At 43.4% G+C, this 18,235-nt stretch carries 11 protein-coding genes; 4 read left to right on the top strand and 7 right to left on the bottom strand.

The features are described from left to right. Positions 1–75: 75 nt before the first annotated feature. The 3 genes from DC487_RS04255 to rpe form a co-directional block, all read right to left on the bottom strand. Complete coding sequence (locus DC487_RS04255; protein WP_116774678.1) at positions 76–2,352, bottom strand: aconitate hydratase; 2,277 nt, start codon at positions 2,350–2,352, stop codon at positions 76–78. Between the two features lie 56 nt (positions 2,353–2,408). Then, positions 2,409–5,180 carry a bifunctional aconitate hydratase 2/2-methylisocitrate dehydratase gene (locus tag DC487_RS04250; protein WP_116774677.1) on the bottom strand — a complete coding sequence of 924 codons (2,772 nt, stop codon included), beginning with the start codon at positions 5,178–5,180 and terminating at the stop codon, positions 2,409–2,411. A 501-nt stretch (positions 5,181–5,681) separates the two neighbouring features. Further along, positions 5,682–6,365 (bottom strand): ribulose-phosphate 3-epimerase, encoded by a 684-nt coding sequence (gene rpe / locus DC487_RS04245; RefSeq protein WP_116774676.1) that lies wholly within the window; start codon positions 6,363–6,365, stop codon positions 5,682–5,684. Positions 6,366–6,535: 170 nt separating this feature from the next. Here rpe and DC487_RS04240 point away from each other — a divergent pair, with 170 nt between their 5' ends. Then, a complete protein-coding gene (locus DC487_RS04240; protein ID WP_116774675.1) occupies positions 6,536–8,341 on the top strand; it encodes a DEAD/DEAH box helicase in 1,806 nt (601 codons plus the stop codon). Positions 8,342–8,439: 98 nt separating this feature from the next. On the opposite strand, the gene DC487_RS04235 is transcribed toward DC487_RS04240, so the two are convergent. The 4 genes from DC487_RS04235 to rlmB are packed head-to-tail and all read right to left on the bottom strand — an operon-like array spanning position 8,440 to position 12,112. Then, entirely contained in the window at positions 8,440–9,657 is a 1,218-nt protein-coding gene (locus DC487_RS04235; RefSeq protein ID WP_116774674.1) for an MFS transporter, read from the bottom strand. 28 nt (positions 9,658–9,685) lie between these two features. Beyond that, complete coding sequence (locus tag DC487_RS04230; RefSeq protein ID WP_116774673.1) at positions 9,686–10,231, bottom strand: TlpA family protein disulfide reductase; 546 nt, start codon at positions 10,229–10,231, stop codon at positions 9,686–9,688. A 59-nt stretch (positions 10,232–10,290) separates the two neighbouring features. Beyond that, positions 10,291–11,316, bottom strand: a complete 1,026-nt coding sequence (locus DC487_RS04225) for an isoaspartyl peptidase/L-asparaginase family protein (RefSeq protein ID WP_207774304.1) — start codon at positions 11,314–11,316, stop codon at positions 10,291–10,293. A gap of 13 nt (positions 11,317–11,329) precedes the next feature. Further along, a complete protein-coding gene (gene rlmB, locus DC487_RS04220) occupies positions 11,330–12,112 on the bottom strand; it encodes a 23S rRNA (guanosine(2251)-2'-O)-methyltransferase RlmB (RefSeq protein WP_116774671.1) in 783 nt (260 codons plus the stop codon). Positions 12,113–12,299: 187 nt separating this feature from the next. On the opposite strand from rlmB, the gene DC487_RS04215 reads away from it, so the two are divergent. The 3 genes from DC487_RS04215 to DC487_RS04205 all read left to right on the top strand — a co-directional run bounded on the left by DC487_RS04215 (position 12,300) and on the right by DC487_RS04205 (position 18,210). Then, positions 12,300–13,859: a helicase HerA-like domain-containing protein gene (locus DC487_RS04215; protein ID WP_116774670.1), complete on the top strand. Its 1,560-nt coding sequence runs from the start codon at positions 12,300–12,302 to the stop codon at positions 13,857–13,859. Positions 13,860–13,879: 20 nt separating this feature from the next. Next, positions 13,880–15,403: an NAD(P)H-hydrate dehydratase gene (locus DC487_RS04210; RefSeq protein ID WP_116774669.1), complete on the top strand. Its 1,524-nt coding sequence runs from the start codon at positions 13,880–13,882 to the stop codon at positions 15,401–15,403. A 71-nt stretch (positions 15,404–15,474) separates the two neighbouring features. Continuing rightward, positions 15,475–18,210 carry a DEAD/DEAH box helicase family protein gene (locus DC487_RS04205; RefSeq protein ID WP_239016314.1) on the top strand — a complete coding sequence of 912 codons (2,736 nt, stop codon included), beginning with the start codon at positions 15,475–15,477 and terminating at the stop codon, positions 18,208–18,210. Positions 18,211–18,235 lie beyond the last annotated feature (25 nt).

The following is an 18,235-nucleotide window of genomic DNA, read 5'->3' as shown; positions in this document are numbered from 1 at the left end:
AAGGCTAAAAGAAAAGGCCGGATTTACTTGACGTAAATCCGGCCTTTTCGTGATTGCTAATTCGTAGCAACTGTATTATTCTGCTTTATCCGCTTGTTTCTGGCGAATGATATTCAAGGCCGCACCGGCTTTGAACCAGCCAATCTGTTGTGCGTTGTACGAATGATTTACCTCGATCTCATCCGAACTTCCATCTTCATGATGCAAGACCAATGTCAATGATTTGTTCGGTGCAAAGTCCGTCAAACCGATAATATCGATCGTATCATTTTCTTGAATTTTATCATAGTCATCTTTGTCTGCAAACGTCAAAGCTAACATACCTTGTTTTTTCAAGTTGGTTTCGTGAATACGGGCAAATGATTTTACCAATACCGCACGAACGCCTAAGTGACGTGGTTCCATTGCCGCATGTTCGCGGGATGATCCCTCACCATAGTTTTCATCACCTACGACGATTGAACCAATTCCCTTAGCTTTATAAGCACGCTGCGTGGCAGGAACGGCTCCGTACTCCCCTGTCAATTGATTTTTGACAGTATCAGTCTCATCGTTGAAATAGTTTACTGCACCAATCAAAAGATTGTTGGAAATATTATCCAAGTGACCGCGGTATTTCAACCAAGGGCCAGCCATAGAAATATGGTCGGTAGTACATTTACCTTTTGCTTTGATCAATAGTTTCAATCCTTTCAGATCTGTGCCTTCCCAAGCCTCAAATGGCTCAAGTAATTGCAAACGATCAGAATCTTCTGCCACATCTACGCTGACATCCGAGCCATCTTTTGCGGGTGCTTGATAGCCAGCATCTTCGACTGCAAATCCTTTTGATGGCAATTCATCACCGGTAGGTGCATCCAATTTCACTTGCTCGCCATCTCTGTTGGTCAAAGTATCAGTAACTGGGTTAAAACCTAAATCTCCTGCTATGGCAATCGCCGCGACCATTTCTGGCGAAGTCACGAACGCATAGGTGTTTGGATTACCGTCGGCACGCTTCGCAAAGTTCCGGTTGAATGAATGTACAATGGTATTTTTCTCCCGCTTATCTGCACCTTCTCGATCCCACATACCGATACATGGTCCACAGGCATTGGTAAATAAGGTTGCGTTTAGATCTTCGAATGTTTTCAACAAACCATCACGATCCGCAGTATAACGTACTTGCTCCGACCCTGGATTGATACCAAATTCGGCTTTGGTCACCAACCCTTTATCGATCGCTTGTTTGGCAATAGAAGCCGCACGCGACAAATCTTCGTAAGATGAATTGGTACAAGAACCAATCAATCCCCACTCTACTTTGGTTGGCCAGCCATTTTTGTCTGCCTCTTCGCGCATGCGTGAAATTGGTGTGTACAAGTCTGGTGTGAAAGGCCCATTTAAAGAAGGTTCTAAATCCGACAGATTAATCTCAATCAACTGATCGAAATAGGTTTCTGGATCAGCATATACTTCATCATCACCTGTAAGGTGTTCTTTGATTTTGTTGGCTGCATCGGCTACATCTGCACGATCCGTAGCGCGTAAGTAACGCTCCATCGATTCGTCGTATCCAAACGTAGAAGTAGTCGCACCGATCTCAGCACCCATGTTACAGATGGTACCTTTACCAGTACAAGAAAGTGATTGCGCACCTTCACCAAAATATTCTACGATTGCGCCAGTACCACCTTTTACGGTTAAGATACCTGCCACTTTTAAGATAATATCTTTTGATGTGGCCCACCCTGATAATTTACCAGTAAGCTTCACACCAATCAGCTTCGGAAATTTAAGTTCCCATGGCAATCCGGCCATCACATCGCAGGCATCTGCGCCACCAACACCGATCGCTACCATGCCCAATCCACCAGCATTCACAGTGTGAGAATCCGTACCGATCATCATTCCGCCAGGGAATGCATAGTTTTCTAATACGACTTGGTGAATAATACCAGCACCTGGTTTCCAGAAGCCAATACCATATTTATTAGATACTGAACTCAAGAAATTAAATACTTCAGAACTCTCTTGTTTGGCACGCGTCAAATCTTGCTGCGCGCCATCTCTTGCCTGGATTAAGTGATCACAATGTACAGTAGAAGGTACAGCTACTTTTGGTCTACCGGCTTGCATAAATTGCAATAAGGCCATTTGAGCTGTAGCATCCTGCATCGCTACGCGATCTGGTGCAAAATCCACATACGATTGTCCTCTTTCGTATGCTTCTTCTGCATTGCCATTCCACAAGTGCGTGTAAAGAATTTTTTCCGCTAAAGTCAAAGGTTTTCCAACAACTTTACGAGCAGCGTTTACACGCTCCTCGTAAAGGCTGTACACCTTCTCAATCATATTGATATCAAAAGCCATATATTAAAATTTTATCTCTTCTCAATTTGTCTGTTAATAGATAAAACTATTACAGATTAGCTCACCAATTGTTTGTCAAGTGGTGTAAATTTGGTGAGGTTAATGCCCTCTACTGCGACTTTGTACTCCTCGATCGTCGGTATTCTTCCCAGGATGGCTGACAATACGACTACTGGTGTAGAAGCCAATAAAGATTCTCCTTTTTTACGCTCTGAATCTTCTACCACGCGGCCTTGGAAAAGACGTGTTGAAGTCGCCATAACGGTATCACCTTTCGCTGCTTTCTCTTGGTTACCCATACACAAGTTACAACCCGGACGCTCTAAGTACATGATGTTCTCGTATTCTGTACGGGCATTGCTTTTAGGCATCAAGTCGCTAAATTCAAAACCAGAATAGCGCTGTAGGATTTCCCAATCTCCTTCTGCCTCCAGCTCATCTATAATATTGTAGGTTGGCGCCGCAACTACTAACGGTGCGTTAAACTCTACTTTACCTTTTTGTGCTTCTAGGTTCTTCAGCATTTGCGAGACAATTTTCAAATCGCCTTTGTGTACCATACACGATCCCACGAATCCAAGATCTACTTTCTTCGTACCTTCATAGAAAGATAGATCGCGAATAGTATCGTGCGTATAGCGCTTAGAAACGTCCTTGTTGGTTACATCTGGATCGGCGATCATCGGTTCGTCAATCACATCTAGATCGATCACCACTTCCGCGTAGTATTTAGCATTCTCGTCTGGCGTCAAAGCAGGAATAGCGCCTGACTTAATTTCGGTAATACGTTTATCCGCTTTATTAATCAAGCCTTGAAGCACTTGGTTTTTGTTCTCCATGCCTTTATCGATCATGATTTGGATCCGGCTTTTCGCAATTTCCAATGATTCGATCAAGGTATCGTCTTGTGAGATACAGATAGATGCTTTGGCTTTCATCTCCGCTGTCCAGTCGGTGAATGTAAAGGCTTGATCAGCCAATAAGGTACCGATGTGCACCTCAATAATACGGCCTTGGAAAACATTTTCTCCACCGAATTGCTGCAACATCTGTGATTGCGTCGCATGTACTACATCACGGAAATCCATATGCTCTTTCATGCCACCTTTGAAAGTCACTTTTACCGATTCTGGAATTGGCATCGAAGCTTCACCTGTCGCTAAAGCCAAGGCCACTGTACCAGAGTCAGCACCAAATGCGACTCCTTTGGACATTCTGGTATGCGAGTCACCACCGATGATGATAGCCCATTCGTCGATGGTAATATCATTCAGCACTTTGTGGATAACGTCTGTCATGGAGTGATATTCGCCCTTAGGGTCGCGCGCTGTAATCAATCCAAAACCGTTCATAAACTTCATGAGTTTTGGAATATTTGCTTGCGCTTTCTTATCCCATACAGATGCTGTGTGACAACCAGACTGGTATGCGCCATCTACAATCGGCGAAATAACTGTTGCTGCCATGGCTTCCAATTCCTGCGCGGTCATCAAACCTGTAGTATCTTGCGATCCAACGATATTCACTTGAACACGTACATCAGATCCTGCATGCAATACTTTCCCAGGTGTAACGCCAACCGCATTTTTATTAAAGATCTTCTCTACCGCGGTCAATCCTTGTCCTTCTACGGAAACTTCTTTGGAAGGAGCGAAAACTAGTGGTGTTTCGATATCTAACAATTGCGCCGCAAAAGTTTGGATTTTCTTACCGAATACGATGGCATAAGAACCACCAGCTTTGATAAACTCCATTTTTTGTGGCGTCAATGCTTTGGAAATATCGATCAACTCTTTATCTCCTTGATATAACTTTTTAGTTTTAGTATTGATGGTCAATTCTGTACCAGTAGCTACCGAGTAAACTTCCTCTAATATAGGTTCGTTTTTCTCGTTGCGCACCACATTGCCTTCCGCATCCACTTTCTTCACCCAGTTTTTAAGATCGATACCGATACCACCGGTCACATCCACTGTGGTCAAAAAGATTGGAGAGATACCGTTAGTACCACCAACGATTGGCGCGATGTTCACAAAAGGAACATAAGGGCTTGCTTGCTTTCCGGTCCACAATGCTACATTGTTGACACCAGACATCCGCGAAGAACCTACACCCATCGTACCTTTTTCGGCAATCAGCATGACGCTTCTATCTGGATGTTGCATTTGCAAATCCTGAATTTGCTGTTGTGCCTCTGGCGTGATCATACATTTACCATGCAATTCACGGTCTGAGCGCGAATGCGCTTGATTACCTGGGGAAAGCAAGTCGGTAGATATATCACCTTCACCGGCGATGAATGTGACGATCTTGATTTCTTCTGGAACTTCTGGAAGTTTGGTAAAAAACTCTGCTTTAGCATAGCTTTCCACAATTTCTCTCGCAATGGCATTGCCAGCATGAAAGGCTTCTTTCAAACGATCAGTATCCGCTTCATACAAGAATACTTGTGTCTTCAATACATTCGCAGCTTGCGTGGCAACAGCCTGATTCGCACCCAACGCTAAATCTAACAAAACTGCGATGGAAGGCCCACCTTTCATGTGAGACAATAACTCAAAAGCGTAAGTCGGGGTAATCTCCGCAACAGAAACTTCTTCTAGTATAATTTCTTTTAGGAATTGAGCTTTGACAGTCGCAGCACTCGTGGTGCCCGGCAACGTATTGTAGATAAACAATTTTAAGGACTCCGCTCTGTGCTCATGTCCATTATCTTTAATCTGATCAATAATGGCGCTTAAAAGCTCGTCACCATCAATTGGCTTAGGATGCAGCCCTCGCTGTTTTCTATCCTCAACTTCCTGTATATATTCGTTGTAAATACTCATAGTAAACCTTAATTCTTATTTAAATGACAGCAAGCTATTGCAAGGCTGTCTTCATTGCTTTTTAACACACTAGGGTAATCATACGATGAGCGCCAACCTATTTACCCAAACCTAACTTATTCAATAATATACAAAAAAATATTGAGTAAAAAGAAATAGTTAATATACTATTTGCGTAAAATTTAGTTTGGTGCACTTTGCCGTCATTACATTTGAACTTTCGCACATTTTAATTACACTAGTAAAAGAAGATTTTTATCTGGATGCTTATGGCATCATCCGCACATCAATCTTAAGACACTATTCCGTCGCATCCTTGCAGATACTCGAAATACGAAATCTTCTTCTATACAAAAATACGAAATAACAAACTTTTACACGAAAATATACTTGCAGGGCTTTAAATTTGGAAATATTCTAAATTAAGCCGTTAAAAACTGAAACACAGCGCTTTAATGATTTTAAGCACCATGAAATTTTTAGAGTAATAATAGATTCTTTTTACAATGTTTGGACATTGATATCTACCGCTTTAAGCGCCTGAATGGTTTCAGTAGGATCAGCAGAATTAAACACAAAACTTCCAGCCACCAACACGTCTGCCCCAGCTTCTAATAAACCAGCTGCATTGCTCAGACTCACTCCGCCATCAATTTCTATTAACAGATCATCATTTACTCCCTTGCTTAACATACGTAAATCGCGAATCTTACTGTAGGTGTTCTCAATAAATGTTTGCCCCCCAAAACCTGGATTGACAGACATGATTAGCACCATATCTAGGTCAACTATTATATCTTTGAGCAAATGCACAGGCGTATGTGGGTTGAGTGCCACACCAGCCAAACAGCCTAATTCTTTGATAGCCGCAATCGTGCGATGCAGGTGTGTGCAAGCCTCGTAGTGTACCGTAACAACCCTTGCTCCGGCACCTTTGAATTCTGCCAGATAGCGATCTGGATTTTCGATCATCAAGTGCACATCTAATGGCTTGTTGGCATATTGATGTATGGCTTTCATCACGGGGAACCCAAACGATATATTCGGAACAAACAAACCATCCATAATATCGATATGAAACCAATCCGCCTGACTTGCATTAATCATATTGACATCCCGTTGAATATGGGCAAAATCTGCCGCCAACATGGAAGGCGCAATCAGGTGTGGACGAGTTCTATTCATGATGCTTTTAATTAAATCCAAAGATACGAGGTTCTGTATCAAATAACAACGAGATTATTTCTCCAGCAAAAAACCATAAAATATTGTTTGATAATATTTTAGGTTTTGTAATTTATTCCCCCTATCTTTGCACCGCCTTAGGCAATATCGCCTATTGTATAATTTATTTCATGAACCCATTTTTAGAATTGGGAATCCGTCATGAGATTGTTAATGCAGTCACCGAGCTAGGTTTCGAAAAACCTTCTCCTATCCAGGAACAAGCCATTCCTGTTTTATTGACTGGCAACAACGATTTTGTCGGATTAGCCCAAACCGGCACAGGGAAGACAGCAGCATTCGGTCTCCCTTTATTAGAACAAATCGATCCTTCACAAAAGCATCCACAAGCCTTAGTACTTTGTCCGACACGTGAATTGTGTCTGCAAATATCTAGAGATTTGGAAAGCTTCGCTAAATACATCGATGGTGTAAGCGTAGTAGCTGTATATGGAGGAGCGAACATTAGCGATCAATTGCGTCAGATCAGACGTGGTGTGCAGATCGTAGTCGCTACTCCAGGACGGATGTTGGATATCATCGGCCGTAAAGCCATTGATTTCTCCGACGTTAATTATGTCGTGTTGGACGAAGCAGATGAAATGCTGAACATGGGATTCCAGGAGGACATTAATAATATCCTTTCTGAGACTCCAGACACGAAAAAAACTTGGTTATTTTCTGCAACGATGCCTAAAGAGGTTCGTCGTATTGCGCAGAAATACATGACCGACCCGTTTGAATTGACCGTAGGTACCAAAAACACGGGCAATGCAAACATCGAACACCAGTACTTCTTGATCAGAGCAAGAGACAAATATGCGGCATTCAAACGCATTGTAGACTCGTATCCTCAGATCTTCGGAATTGTATTCTGTCGTACTAAGATCGAAACACAAGAGATCGCAGAAGCGTTGATGAAAGATGGTTACAATGCAGATTCATTGCACGGTGACTTATCACAACAACAACGTGACCGCGTGATGAAACGTTACCGTGATCGTAGCCTTCAATTGCTAATCGCAACGGATGTAGCTGCTCGTGGTATCGATGTAAACGATGTAACACACGTAATCAACTATTCGTTGCCTGATGAGGTAGAGAACTATACGCACCGTTCTGGTCGTACAGCTCGTGCCGGTAAAACAGGTATTTCGATCTCGTTGGTAAACATCAAAGAGTTGAGCAAAATTCGTCATATCGAAAAAATCATTGGTAAATCTTTCGAAAAGAAAAATGTGCCAACTGGTCCAGAGGTATGTGAGAAACAGCTTTTCAAAATCGTTGACAAAATCAATAATGTAACGGTTAATCAAGACGAGATCGCACCATTTTTGCCAGCTATCATGGATAACTTCCAAGATTTGAGCAAAGAAGAGATCATCGCACGTTTTGCTTCATTAGAGTTCAACAAGTTCTTAGATTATTACCGCAACGCACCAGATTTGAATGTGGATGCGCGTGATATTCGCTCTGATCGTGGTGAGCGTGGAGATCGTCGTGAAGGCCGTAGCAGAGAAGGTTCTAAAGGATACACGCGTTTGTTTATCAACTTAGGATCTGTAGATGATTTCTCTCGCGGTGATATGTTGGGTTACATCTGTAACAATACCCGTATCTCAGGTAAGAACATTGGTAAAATCGACTTGAAAGGTGTATTTACGTTCTTCGAGGTGCAAGACGCAGAAGTTGAAAAGGTAATCCAAGGATTCCAAAATGTAGACTTCAACGGTCGTGGCGTACGTATCGAAGTTTCAGGTGAAGGCGGTGGCAGCGGTGAACGTCGTGGTGGTCGCAACGGTGGCGGAGATCGCCCTCGCGGTGGTCGTCCAAGCGGCGGACGCTCTTACCGTTCTGACGATAACAAAGGCGGTGGATTCAAAGACTTCTCTGGAAAACGTAGATCATCATCTTCGTCTTCTAGAAGCAAGTACTAAATCTTAGCTTAACTATACGAAAAAGGGGTTAACAGCATGCTGTTAACCCCTTTTTCTTTATTTGATATTTTCTCTGTAAAAGATCCTTAAATTAACCTCTAATCAGCATCCAAAGGACGGAATGTCACCTTCTTCATATCTGGCAGGAAGTAAGCTATGATACCTAACAAAGGCAAATAAGAACAAACTTGATAGATAAAGTTAATGGAAGTATGGTCTGCCCACCAGCCTAATACAGCCGAACCTAATCCGCCCATACCAAAGGCAAAGCCATAAAATAATCCTGACACCATACCCAACTTCCGCGGCAACAACTCTTGCGCGAAGACGAGTATGGCCGCAAAGGCAGAGGAAAGAATGAGTCCGATGATAACGATGAGTATGCCCGTCCAAAATAGGTCTACGTAGGGCAACAGCAATGTAAATGGCGCGCAGCCTAAAACCGAGAACCAAATAATGTATTTTCGACCCACATAATCACCTAGCATTCCTCCAAGAAGAGAGCCGACCGCGACCGCAATTAAGAAATAAAACAGATACACTTGCGCCTGTACTTCGGTCAAACCAAAACGCTGAATCGTATAAAACTGAAAATAACTCGTAATACTGGCGGTGTAGAAATATTTCGAAAAGATGAGTACCAATAAGATGACGACAGACCAATTGATCTTTGCCGGAGATAAATCGGGCAGTAAAATCGCTTTCTTAGGGCGAGATTGCACCAAACGCAAATGACGGCTGTACCAATGACCAATGTAACCTAAGATGACTTGCGAAACCATGGCGATCAGGGCAAACCAAAGAATATACAATTGACCGTTAGGGATGACGATCCAAGCGATCAATAGCGGCGCTAAAGCAGCACCAGTATTACCTCCGATCTGAAACATGGCTTGTGCGAAACTCCGGCGGCCTCCGGCCGACATATAGGCAACGCGTGCCGATTCGGGATGAAAGATCGAAGAGCCAATTCCTACTAAAATTACGGAAATCAAAATCCACTCGTAATTGGCAGCATATGCTAAAGAGATCATGCCCGCAGTAGAAAACAACATGCCTATTACTTGTGAATAGGGCTTGGGGTGCTTATCGGTATAAGCGCCAACTACGGGCTGAAAAATAGAAGCCGATAATTGAAAGCACAGCGTTATAATCCCGATCTGCGCCATACTCAGGTCGTATTGCGCTTCTAAACGCGGATAAATCGCGGGAATAACGGATTGCAATAAATCGTTGAACAAATGCGCAACACATACTGCCAGTAAGAGCGCATAGGTAGGCTTCTGTAGGTTATTCGAAGCAAAAATAGAGGCCATAAAGCAAATAAGTTATCAAGGGAACGTCTTAATTTCTGTAGTTAATCAATTCGGTGTATAGCACTTCACCAGAACTTGGCCTTGGGGCCTGCTTGAGCACTACTTCTCCATCTTTGGCGATGATGTAATAGGGAATACCAAATGCTTTGCGGCCTTGATATATTTGTGAAAATTGCGCTTGAATATCTTTGTACAAAGCTTTGTTGGCTCGCATTTGGTAGCCCGTTAATTTGTGTTGTTGAATAAAGTCCTTCCACTTCTGATCGTCCTTATCCTGATCCATGGATATATACAAAATATCAATATCGTGTTTGGTAGCCACATCATGCAAAGCATCTTTATAGGCAAATTCGGCCACACAAGGTCCACACCAAGTAGCCCACAGATCAATATAAACGGTACGTCCGGCAAATTTTTCCAGCACCTCGTCAAAAGAGTTAAGCTTTTCATAGCCTTCTACAAACTCCGTGAAAGCTGGTGGTACCACGGCTGGTTTCTCTGCTGTCTGCTTTTTTGATTGGCCGATCGCTACAAAAGGCATAGTCAACAATAAAACATATAATAATTGTTTCATGATAAATGTGATTTAATGATAAAGACCGACATTTGAGCAATGCATTGGCCAATTTTTCTTTATTCGTATATCTGAATGTCGACTGTACCATCAGCCTTTATGGTGCCGCGATACATACCGGCAGTACTAAATGGCATGGCCACTTCTCCTTGTTTATTGATGGCGATTAGTCCGCCATCTCCCCCCAATTCACCAACACTTTGAATTACTGCTATGGCAGCTTCGGCAATTGACAACCCACCGTATAACATCCGTGCTGAGACGTCGTAAGCCGCTACCGACCGGATGAAAAATTCGCCCCATCCTGTGCATGAAACAGCAACCGTATTATTGTCTGCATAATTTCCCGCACCAATTATGGGCGTATCGCCAACGCGTCCGTAGCGTTTATTAGTCATTCCCCCGGTGGAAGTCGCTGCGGCCAGATTGCCAGCACGATCAACTGCTACAGCGCCCACCGTACCATATTTGTAATCTTTATATACTTCGGGAATGTTAGATTGTGCGTCATGGTCCAATTGGGTCGCTAGAGAATCTAATACTCTAGCCTTTTGCAATCCCTGCCAACGTTCCTTGGTGTAGAAATAGCTGGGATCTACCATCTCCAAACCTTGTTCTTTTGCGAATTGTTCAGCCCCTGCACCCACCATCATCACATGAGGTGAATGTTGCATCACGGCGCGCGCCGCTTGGATCGGACTTTTCACATTCGTCACGCCAGCTACCGCACCAGCATTCAAGGTCTTGCCGTCCATAATCGCAGCATCCAATTCATTCTTACCATCATGGGTAAATACAGCACCTTTGCCTGCATTAAACAAAGGATTTTCTTCCAGCACTTTTACGGCCGCCTCTACCGCATCCAAACTTGTGCCTCCCTCCTGCTGCAACACACGATGACCGGCCAACAAAGCCTGCTTTAACGCATCTTTGTATGCCAATTCCATTGAGTCGGTCATATTCGTCTTCAGAATCGTACCTGCTCCGCCATGAATGGCCATGACATAGGTATCTTGTTGGGCAATGGCCGATTGCAGTGTAAACCAACTAAGAAAAACGAGTAGAAAAGACGCTTTCTGGATCATCGTTGAAAAGTATTTAATCATTCAAAGAACGCTGTCTGATCGCTTCGTAAATCACCACGCCAGCTGAAACAGATACATTCAAGGATTTGATTTCGCCAAACATGGGGATTCGCGCCAGTTTGTCTGATATTCTAATCAGATCATCCGACACACCGACATCCTCTGCCCCCATTACGATGCAGGTAGGTACGGTGTAATCCACGTCATGAATCGAATCTTCCGTTTTTTCGGTACTTACCACCATCTGTACACCCGAATCAATCAAGAAACGGCCTACTTTTCCTAAAGAATCCTGACGACAAACAGGTATTTTAAACAAAGCTCCAGCCGAGGTTTTGATCGCATCTGGATTAATTTCTGCCGATCCTTTTTTCGGTACAATGATCGCATGCACACCCGCACATTCTGCCGTACGGGCAATCGCTCCCATATTACGCACATCTGTCACGCCATCCAACATTAACAACAAAGGTGTTTCTCCTTTTTCATAAATGGTAGGCAGTAGGTCTTCTATTTGTTGGTACGTGATCGGTGAAATCACCGCGATTACGCCTTGGTGATTCTTTCCGGTAATGCGGTTCAACTTTTCAATAGGAACTTGTTGCGAAGGCAAGTTGTGCTCTTTGAGCAATGCCTTCAATTCCATTAGCAATCCACCACTTAATCCTCGTTGAATAAATAGAGACTCGATTTCCTTCCCACTATCAATCGCTTCCATCACGGCGCGAATACCAAATACCATTTGATTGGACTCTCTTTTCTCACCACGAGGCGCTCTACGTTGAAATTGCTGCATAAAATTTTACTATTAAGACCCCAAAAGTAATCATTAAAATCGAGGTAAAACGGGATACTACAGGAAAAGATCGTGCAGCAACTGTTCGCAAATAATTTATCATTCTCGACAATTATAATTTTGTTCGATCCAAAACTTTCACTTAATGTGGATTAATTTGCTATTTTTAAACAACAAAACCTGAGCTATGAAAGAGCAATTTATCGAAAAAGTCTCCGCATCGTACAAACCAAAAGGTGCTTTTATACAGTTAGGATCGGGTATTTTGGACGGTGAAGTGGTCACTGACGCAAAAGTAAACCTGGCGTTGCGCATGATGAACCGCCATGGACTCATTGCTGGCGCAACGGGAACGGGCAAAACACGTACTTTGCAACTCATAGCCGAACAACTTTCGGATGCGGGCGTACCGGTATTTATGCTAGACGTAAAAGGTGATTTATCTGGCCTTGCCGAACCCGGAAAAACCAACGATGCGTTACTAGAAAGAGGTAAAGCAGTTGGAATTCCTTTCGAACCTTCTTCATTTCCAGTCGAGTTATTTTCTTTGAGCGGCAAGTTAGGCGCACCTATGCGGTTAACCGTTGGTGATTTTGGCCCAGTGCTATTATCTCGCATACTCGATCTTAATGATACGCAGTCAGGCGTATTAAGCGCTATATTTAAATATGCACAAGATACCGATCTACCACTCATAGATCTGGACGACTTAAAGAAGTTGCTTTCCTATTTATCAGATGGTGCTGGTGCGGCAGAGATTAAAGAGGATTATGGACGCATCAGCAGCGCCAGTTCTGGCGCGATCCTACGCAAGATTGTAGCCATTGAGCAGCAAGGTGTGGCGCATCTTTTCGGCGAAAAAGAATTTGATATTCAAGATCTTTTTGGCAAAGTGGATGGCAAAGGAGTAATCACCCTTCTCAACATCGCGGATGTACAAGATCAACCATTGTTGTTTTCTACGTTTCTGCTCAGTCTGCTAGCACAATTATTCAAAAAATTACCTGAAGTAGGTGATCTGGATCAACCCAAATTGGTCTTCTTTTTTGATGAAGCACATTTATTATTCAATGGTGCATCAAAAGCTTTTCTTGGACAGATCGAACAGATTGTACGATTGATCCGCTCCAAAGGAGTCGGCGTTTTCTTTTGTACACAGGCGGCTAGTGATATTGCAGAAAGTGTTCTCGGACAATTGGGAAACAGAGTGCAGCATGCATTACGCGCATTTACACCAAATGATGCGGAAAACTTGCGGAAAACGGTGCGTACCTATCCTACTTCGGAATTCTACGCCATTGATAAAATATTGACGGCGTTGGGAACAGGACAAGCATTGATCACTGTATTGAATGACAAGGGCATTCCGACCGAAGTGGTAGCCACGCATCTCGTGCCTGCGCGCGCTGTTATGGGCCCTGCATCGCCGGAAACGTATAATCGTATTTTGGCAGAATCTGATGCGACGACAAAGTATCAAGAACGCATTGAGCGCCGATCAGCCGCCGAAATTATTACCGAGCGGCAGCAACAGCAAGAAGCTACTTTAGCGCGTGAACAGATAGAAAAATCGGCAAAGAAGTCGGCTTCTGGCTCCAAGACAACATCTGCAACACGTTCTAGAAGACAAACTCCATTCGAAGCGGCACAAACTACCGCTAGTCGCACATTAGCTCGTGAAGGAACCAAATTATTAGGAAAATTAGCGAGCGGATTATTAGACATGTTCTTCAAAAAAAGGAAGTAAACCGTATCTTGGAGGTAGCTATGAAAATATTAACTGCTTCTGATATCCGCATGGCCGATCAGGCTACGACAAATCGGCAAAACATTAGGTCTATCGACTTGATGGAACGCGCGGCGAATGGCTTGTTTCAACAAATTACGAAAGATTTCCCCTCGTTTGAAACGTCTTTTGTGATCTTTTGCGGTGCGGGGAATAATGGTGGCGATGGCTTGGCGCTCGGACGGTTACTTTTTCAATCTGGTCGAGACGTTCGTATCTTTCTATATCAGACAGACAAATACAGCGCCAATAATCAGGAAAACCAAGAACGATTGCAACAAACAGGCATCCCGATACAGTTCTTTACCAATGCTATCCCGACAGACTTTGCAAAGCACGATGTGCTCATCGATGCACTCTATGGCATTGGGCTTTCTCGGCCTTTGGCCGAATCATGGCGAGCTGTTATTGAGGGCATCAATGCATCGGATCGTCCAATATTGGCGATCGACATTCCTTCCGGATTATATTCCGATCAGCCTTCGGAAACCGAAATGCTTATCCTAAAAGCACATCATACATATACTTTGCAATGTCCTAAAATGGCTTTGCTACAACCAGAAAACGCAGCATATGTGGGCGAACTAACGGTAGTCGATATACAATTGGATGCGAGCGCATTATCAGCGGTTGATAGTTCCTATTACTTCACGACATTGGATACCATTCAAGCACGCTGCTCGCTGCCAAGCCGCTTTGCGCACAAAGGCACATTTGGCCACGCCTTGATCGTGGGCGGAAGCTATGGTAAGATCGGTGCCACTCATCTCAGCGCAAAAGCCGCACTTCGAACTGGTTGTGGTATGGTGAGTATTTATAGTGCTGCTTGTGCAAACCCGATATTGCAAACAAATTTTCCGGAAGCGATGTTGCAAACGGATTCCGAACTCAATCATATAACATCTTTTCCAAAGACCATCGATTCTTACGCTGCCATCGGAGTCGGAATGGGAATGGGGCAACACAAAGATACAAAGCAAACATTTTTTCAGTTTTTACGGGAGCTAGGCGCTTCTTCGAAACGACCTAAACTGGTATTCGATGCAGATGCATTGAATCTATTAGCGCAGCATCCCGAAAGCTTAAGCGATTTGCCTCCGGGATCTATCCTCACGCCGCACCCAAAAGAACTACAGCGCCTCCTCGGATCTTGGACAGATGACTGGGAAAAGCTCGAGAAAACGCGTGCATTTGCGCAGCAACATCAGGTCGTTGTATTAATTAAAGGAGCGAACACGGCGGTAGTATTACCTGACGGAACGATCCATTTCAACACAACGGGGAATTGGGGAATGGCCACTGCCGGCAGTGGTGACGTATTGGCGGGCATCATCACTTCGCTGCTCGCGCAAGGGTTTTCAAGTAAAGATGCCGCGCTTACTGGCGTCTATTTACATGGTTTGGCTGCTGATCTCGCTGTGCGAACCATTCATCGCAAAAGCTTAATGGCATCGGATATTATAGACGGTATTTCTCAAGCTTGGCACGTGGTTTTGCCATTATGACCAGCTGTTCCTTATTGTTTACTTATATTTAGCACATCACATTTCCCACGAACGAAATCAAGTTATTAGAAGTGACCGAACTTAAGAACATCACTGTTTTCCCTCCCCAAGCAAAGTTTATTTATCCATGGCGTTCCTATCAAAAACGTGTATTGGATGATCTTGATACACACTTGGAAGATCGGCATCTGCATGTAGTTGCGCCGCCAGGATCTGGTAAGACGGTATTGGGATTAGAGGTGATGTTAAGAATTAATAAACCTACACTTATTCTGGCTCCGACAATAGCCATTCGTAATCAATGGATTCATCGTTTTTGCGAATTGTTCCTTTCTACTAATAGTACGCCAGATTGGATTTCGACAAATATTCGCGAACCCAAATTCATGACTGTCGTCACGTATCAGGGTTTACATGCGGCATGCCACAATAAGTTAGAAAGCGAAGAAGATCTAGAAGTCGACCTCGAATTACGTTCCAAGAAAGTCAAGTATCGCAATGTATCTAACATCATTTTAGCATTGAAGAAACAAGGCGTTTCTGTCGTCGTGGTTGATGAAGCGCATCACCTTAAAAACGAATGGTGGCATACATTACATCAAATAAAAGCAGCATTAGATCCCAAAACTGTAGGTCTTACTGCCACGCCACCATACGATGTTAGTCCGCAAGAATGGCACAGATATATCCAGTTAAATGGTCCTGTTGACACGGAAATTACAGTTCCAGAATTAATCGCAGAAAATGACTTGTGTCCACATCAGGATTATGTATATATGACTGCTCCAGATCCTGCCGAGCGCGATACGATTACTACTTTTAGGCACAATATCGAACGATTGTTTCAGGAGTTGCGCAATGATAATATGTTGTTAGAAGCTATTCAAAATCACCCAATTTGGACATCTCCCCATGATCATTTAGCTTTTATCTATGAGAACCTGACCTCGTACATGGCGTGTTTAGTATTTGTGCATGCGCACGAAATCGAAATCCCAGAAACTCATCTAGAAGTATTCGGCGAACAAGAAATTGAAATCCCTGCGCTATCCTACGTGTGGATGGAACATCTTTTGACATTTTATCTTATTTTAGCCTCAGAAGATTTTGCTGTATTCGATACGCACCAAGAACAACTAGAATCACGACTACGACGCTACGGCGCGGTAGAAGGCAAACGCATAAGTTTTTCCATCAATGCTCGACTGAATAGTACATTATCTTCTAGCATTAGCAAATTGGAAGCCATTCGTGAGATCACAGATTTTGAATATGCTAAGCTAGGAAATCAATTACGAATGGTTATTCTAGGCGATTATATCCGAAAAGAATATTTCGTCACGACACCCGAGAACAATCTTGAACTAAAGAAACTGGGAATCATCCCGATTTTTGAACATCTTCGTCGGAATAATAGCGACCACAAAAAGCTAGGTGTACTTACGGGCAGCCTCGTGATAATACCGCGAGATGCCATTGAATATTTGCAGAAAAAAGCAGCTCTCCACGACATTTTTTCGGTACCATATAGCCCCGTGAGTTATGATGCTAACTATATCGTCATTTCTGCGCAAGATGCCTTAAGAAATCATATTGTCCATCTCGTAACCGAATTGTTTCAAGATGGACATATTGAAGTGCTGATTGGAACAAAATCATTGCTCGGAGAAGGTTGGGATGCGCCAAGTGTTAACGCTCTGATTTTGGCAAGTTTTGTAGGATCATTTGTACTTTCCAATCAAATGCGCGGGCGAGCGATACGTACCCATAAAAAAGATCCGCAAAAAACCAGCAACGTGTGGCATCTCGCCTGTATAGATCCTAGCGCAGATCAGGGTGGTAGTGATTTGCAGCTAATGCAGCGGCGATTTCGAAGTTTCGTGGGCGTTACTCTGCAAGGAGATCCACAAATCGAAAACGGTATATCGCGCCTTTTAACGATAGCAGATGTTTATACAGAAGAGGATATTCGATCGACTAATCGAAAAATGATTTCTGCTGCTGCTAACCGAGCGCAGATTCGCGATCGCTGGTTCGATGCGCTGGCAAAAGGGGTCAACTTGGTAGAAGAAATCAAAATACCTCACTTTACCAGCAAGGAAAACTTCGAAGCGTCAAAAAGTTTACAATTACGTAAATCGATTGCTTATCTGTCTTCCACACTCTTCTTGGCAGTCACAACTTATTTGGAAACTGCATTTAGTATGCTCGGGCGCACCTCGCGTTTGCTAAAAAATACGACACAGATTCAGTATATGTTCTTCGGAATAATTTTGGTAGGTCTGTTATATTTCGGCAGGAAAGCGCTGCAAGCGGGTGTATTATACCTCCGTTTTCGTGATATTAGTAAAGACGTGCATCATATCGGTACGGCTGTGCTCAACACCATGATAAAATCGCAGATGATACAGTCCGACCCAAAGCTGCTGAAGGTTCTTTCTTATAGTGATGAGAGCGGCGCGGTCTATTGCCAATTAGCTGGAAGCAGCGCTTTCGAAAGATCTACTTTCATCAACGCGATGGAAGAAATCATTTCTGCAGTCGACAATCCGCGTTATATCATCATTCGAAAAAATAAATTTCTGGGCATATATGCACAACACGATTATCATGCCGTGCCCGAATGCTTTGGCAAGAACGCTAAATTAGTCACCTATTTTACAGAGCAATGGAAGACCCACGTCGGTCGTGCAGAAATGGTATATACCCGTTCGCTAGCAGGACGTAAACTAGTACTCAATTCACGTATACATTCGCTTTCTGCACAGTTTGCCCCGGAGATAGAACACCTCAATGTATGGCGGTAACATCCAACATTTCGCTCTAAAAAAG

Source organism: Sphingobacterium corticibacter (assembly GCF_003076635.1).
GTDB classification, from domain to species: Bacteria; Bacteroidota; Bacteroidia; order Sphingobacteriales; family Sphingobacteriaceae; genus Sphingobacterium; species Sphingobacterium corticibacter.
This window is presented reverse-complemented; position numbering and strand designations above follow the sequence as displayed.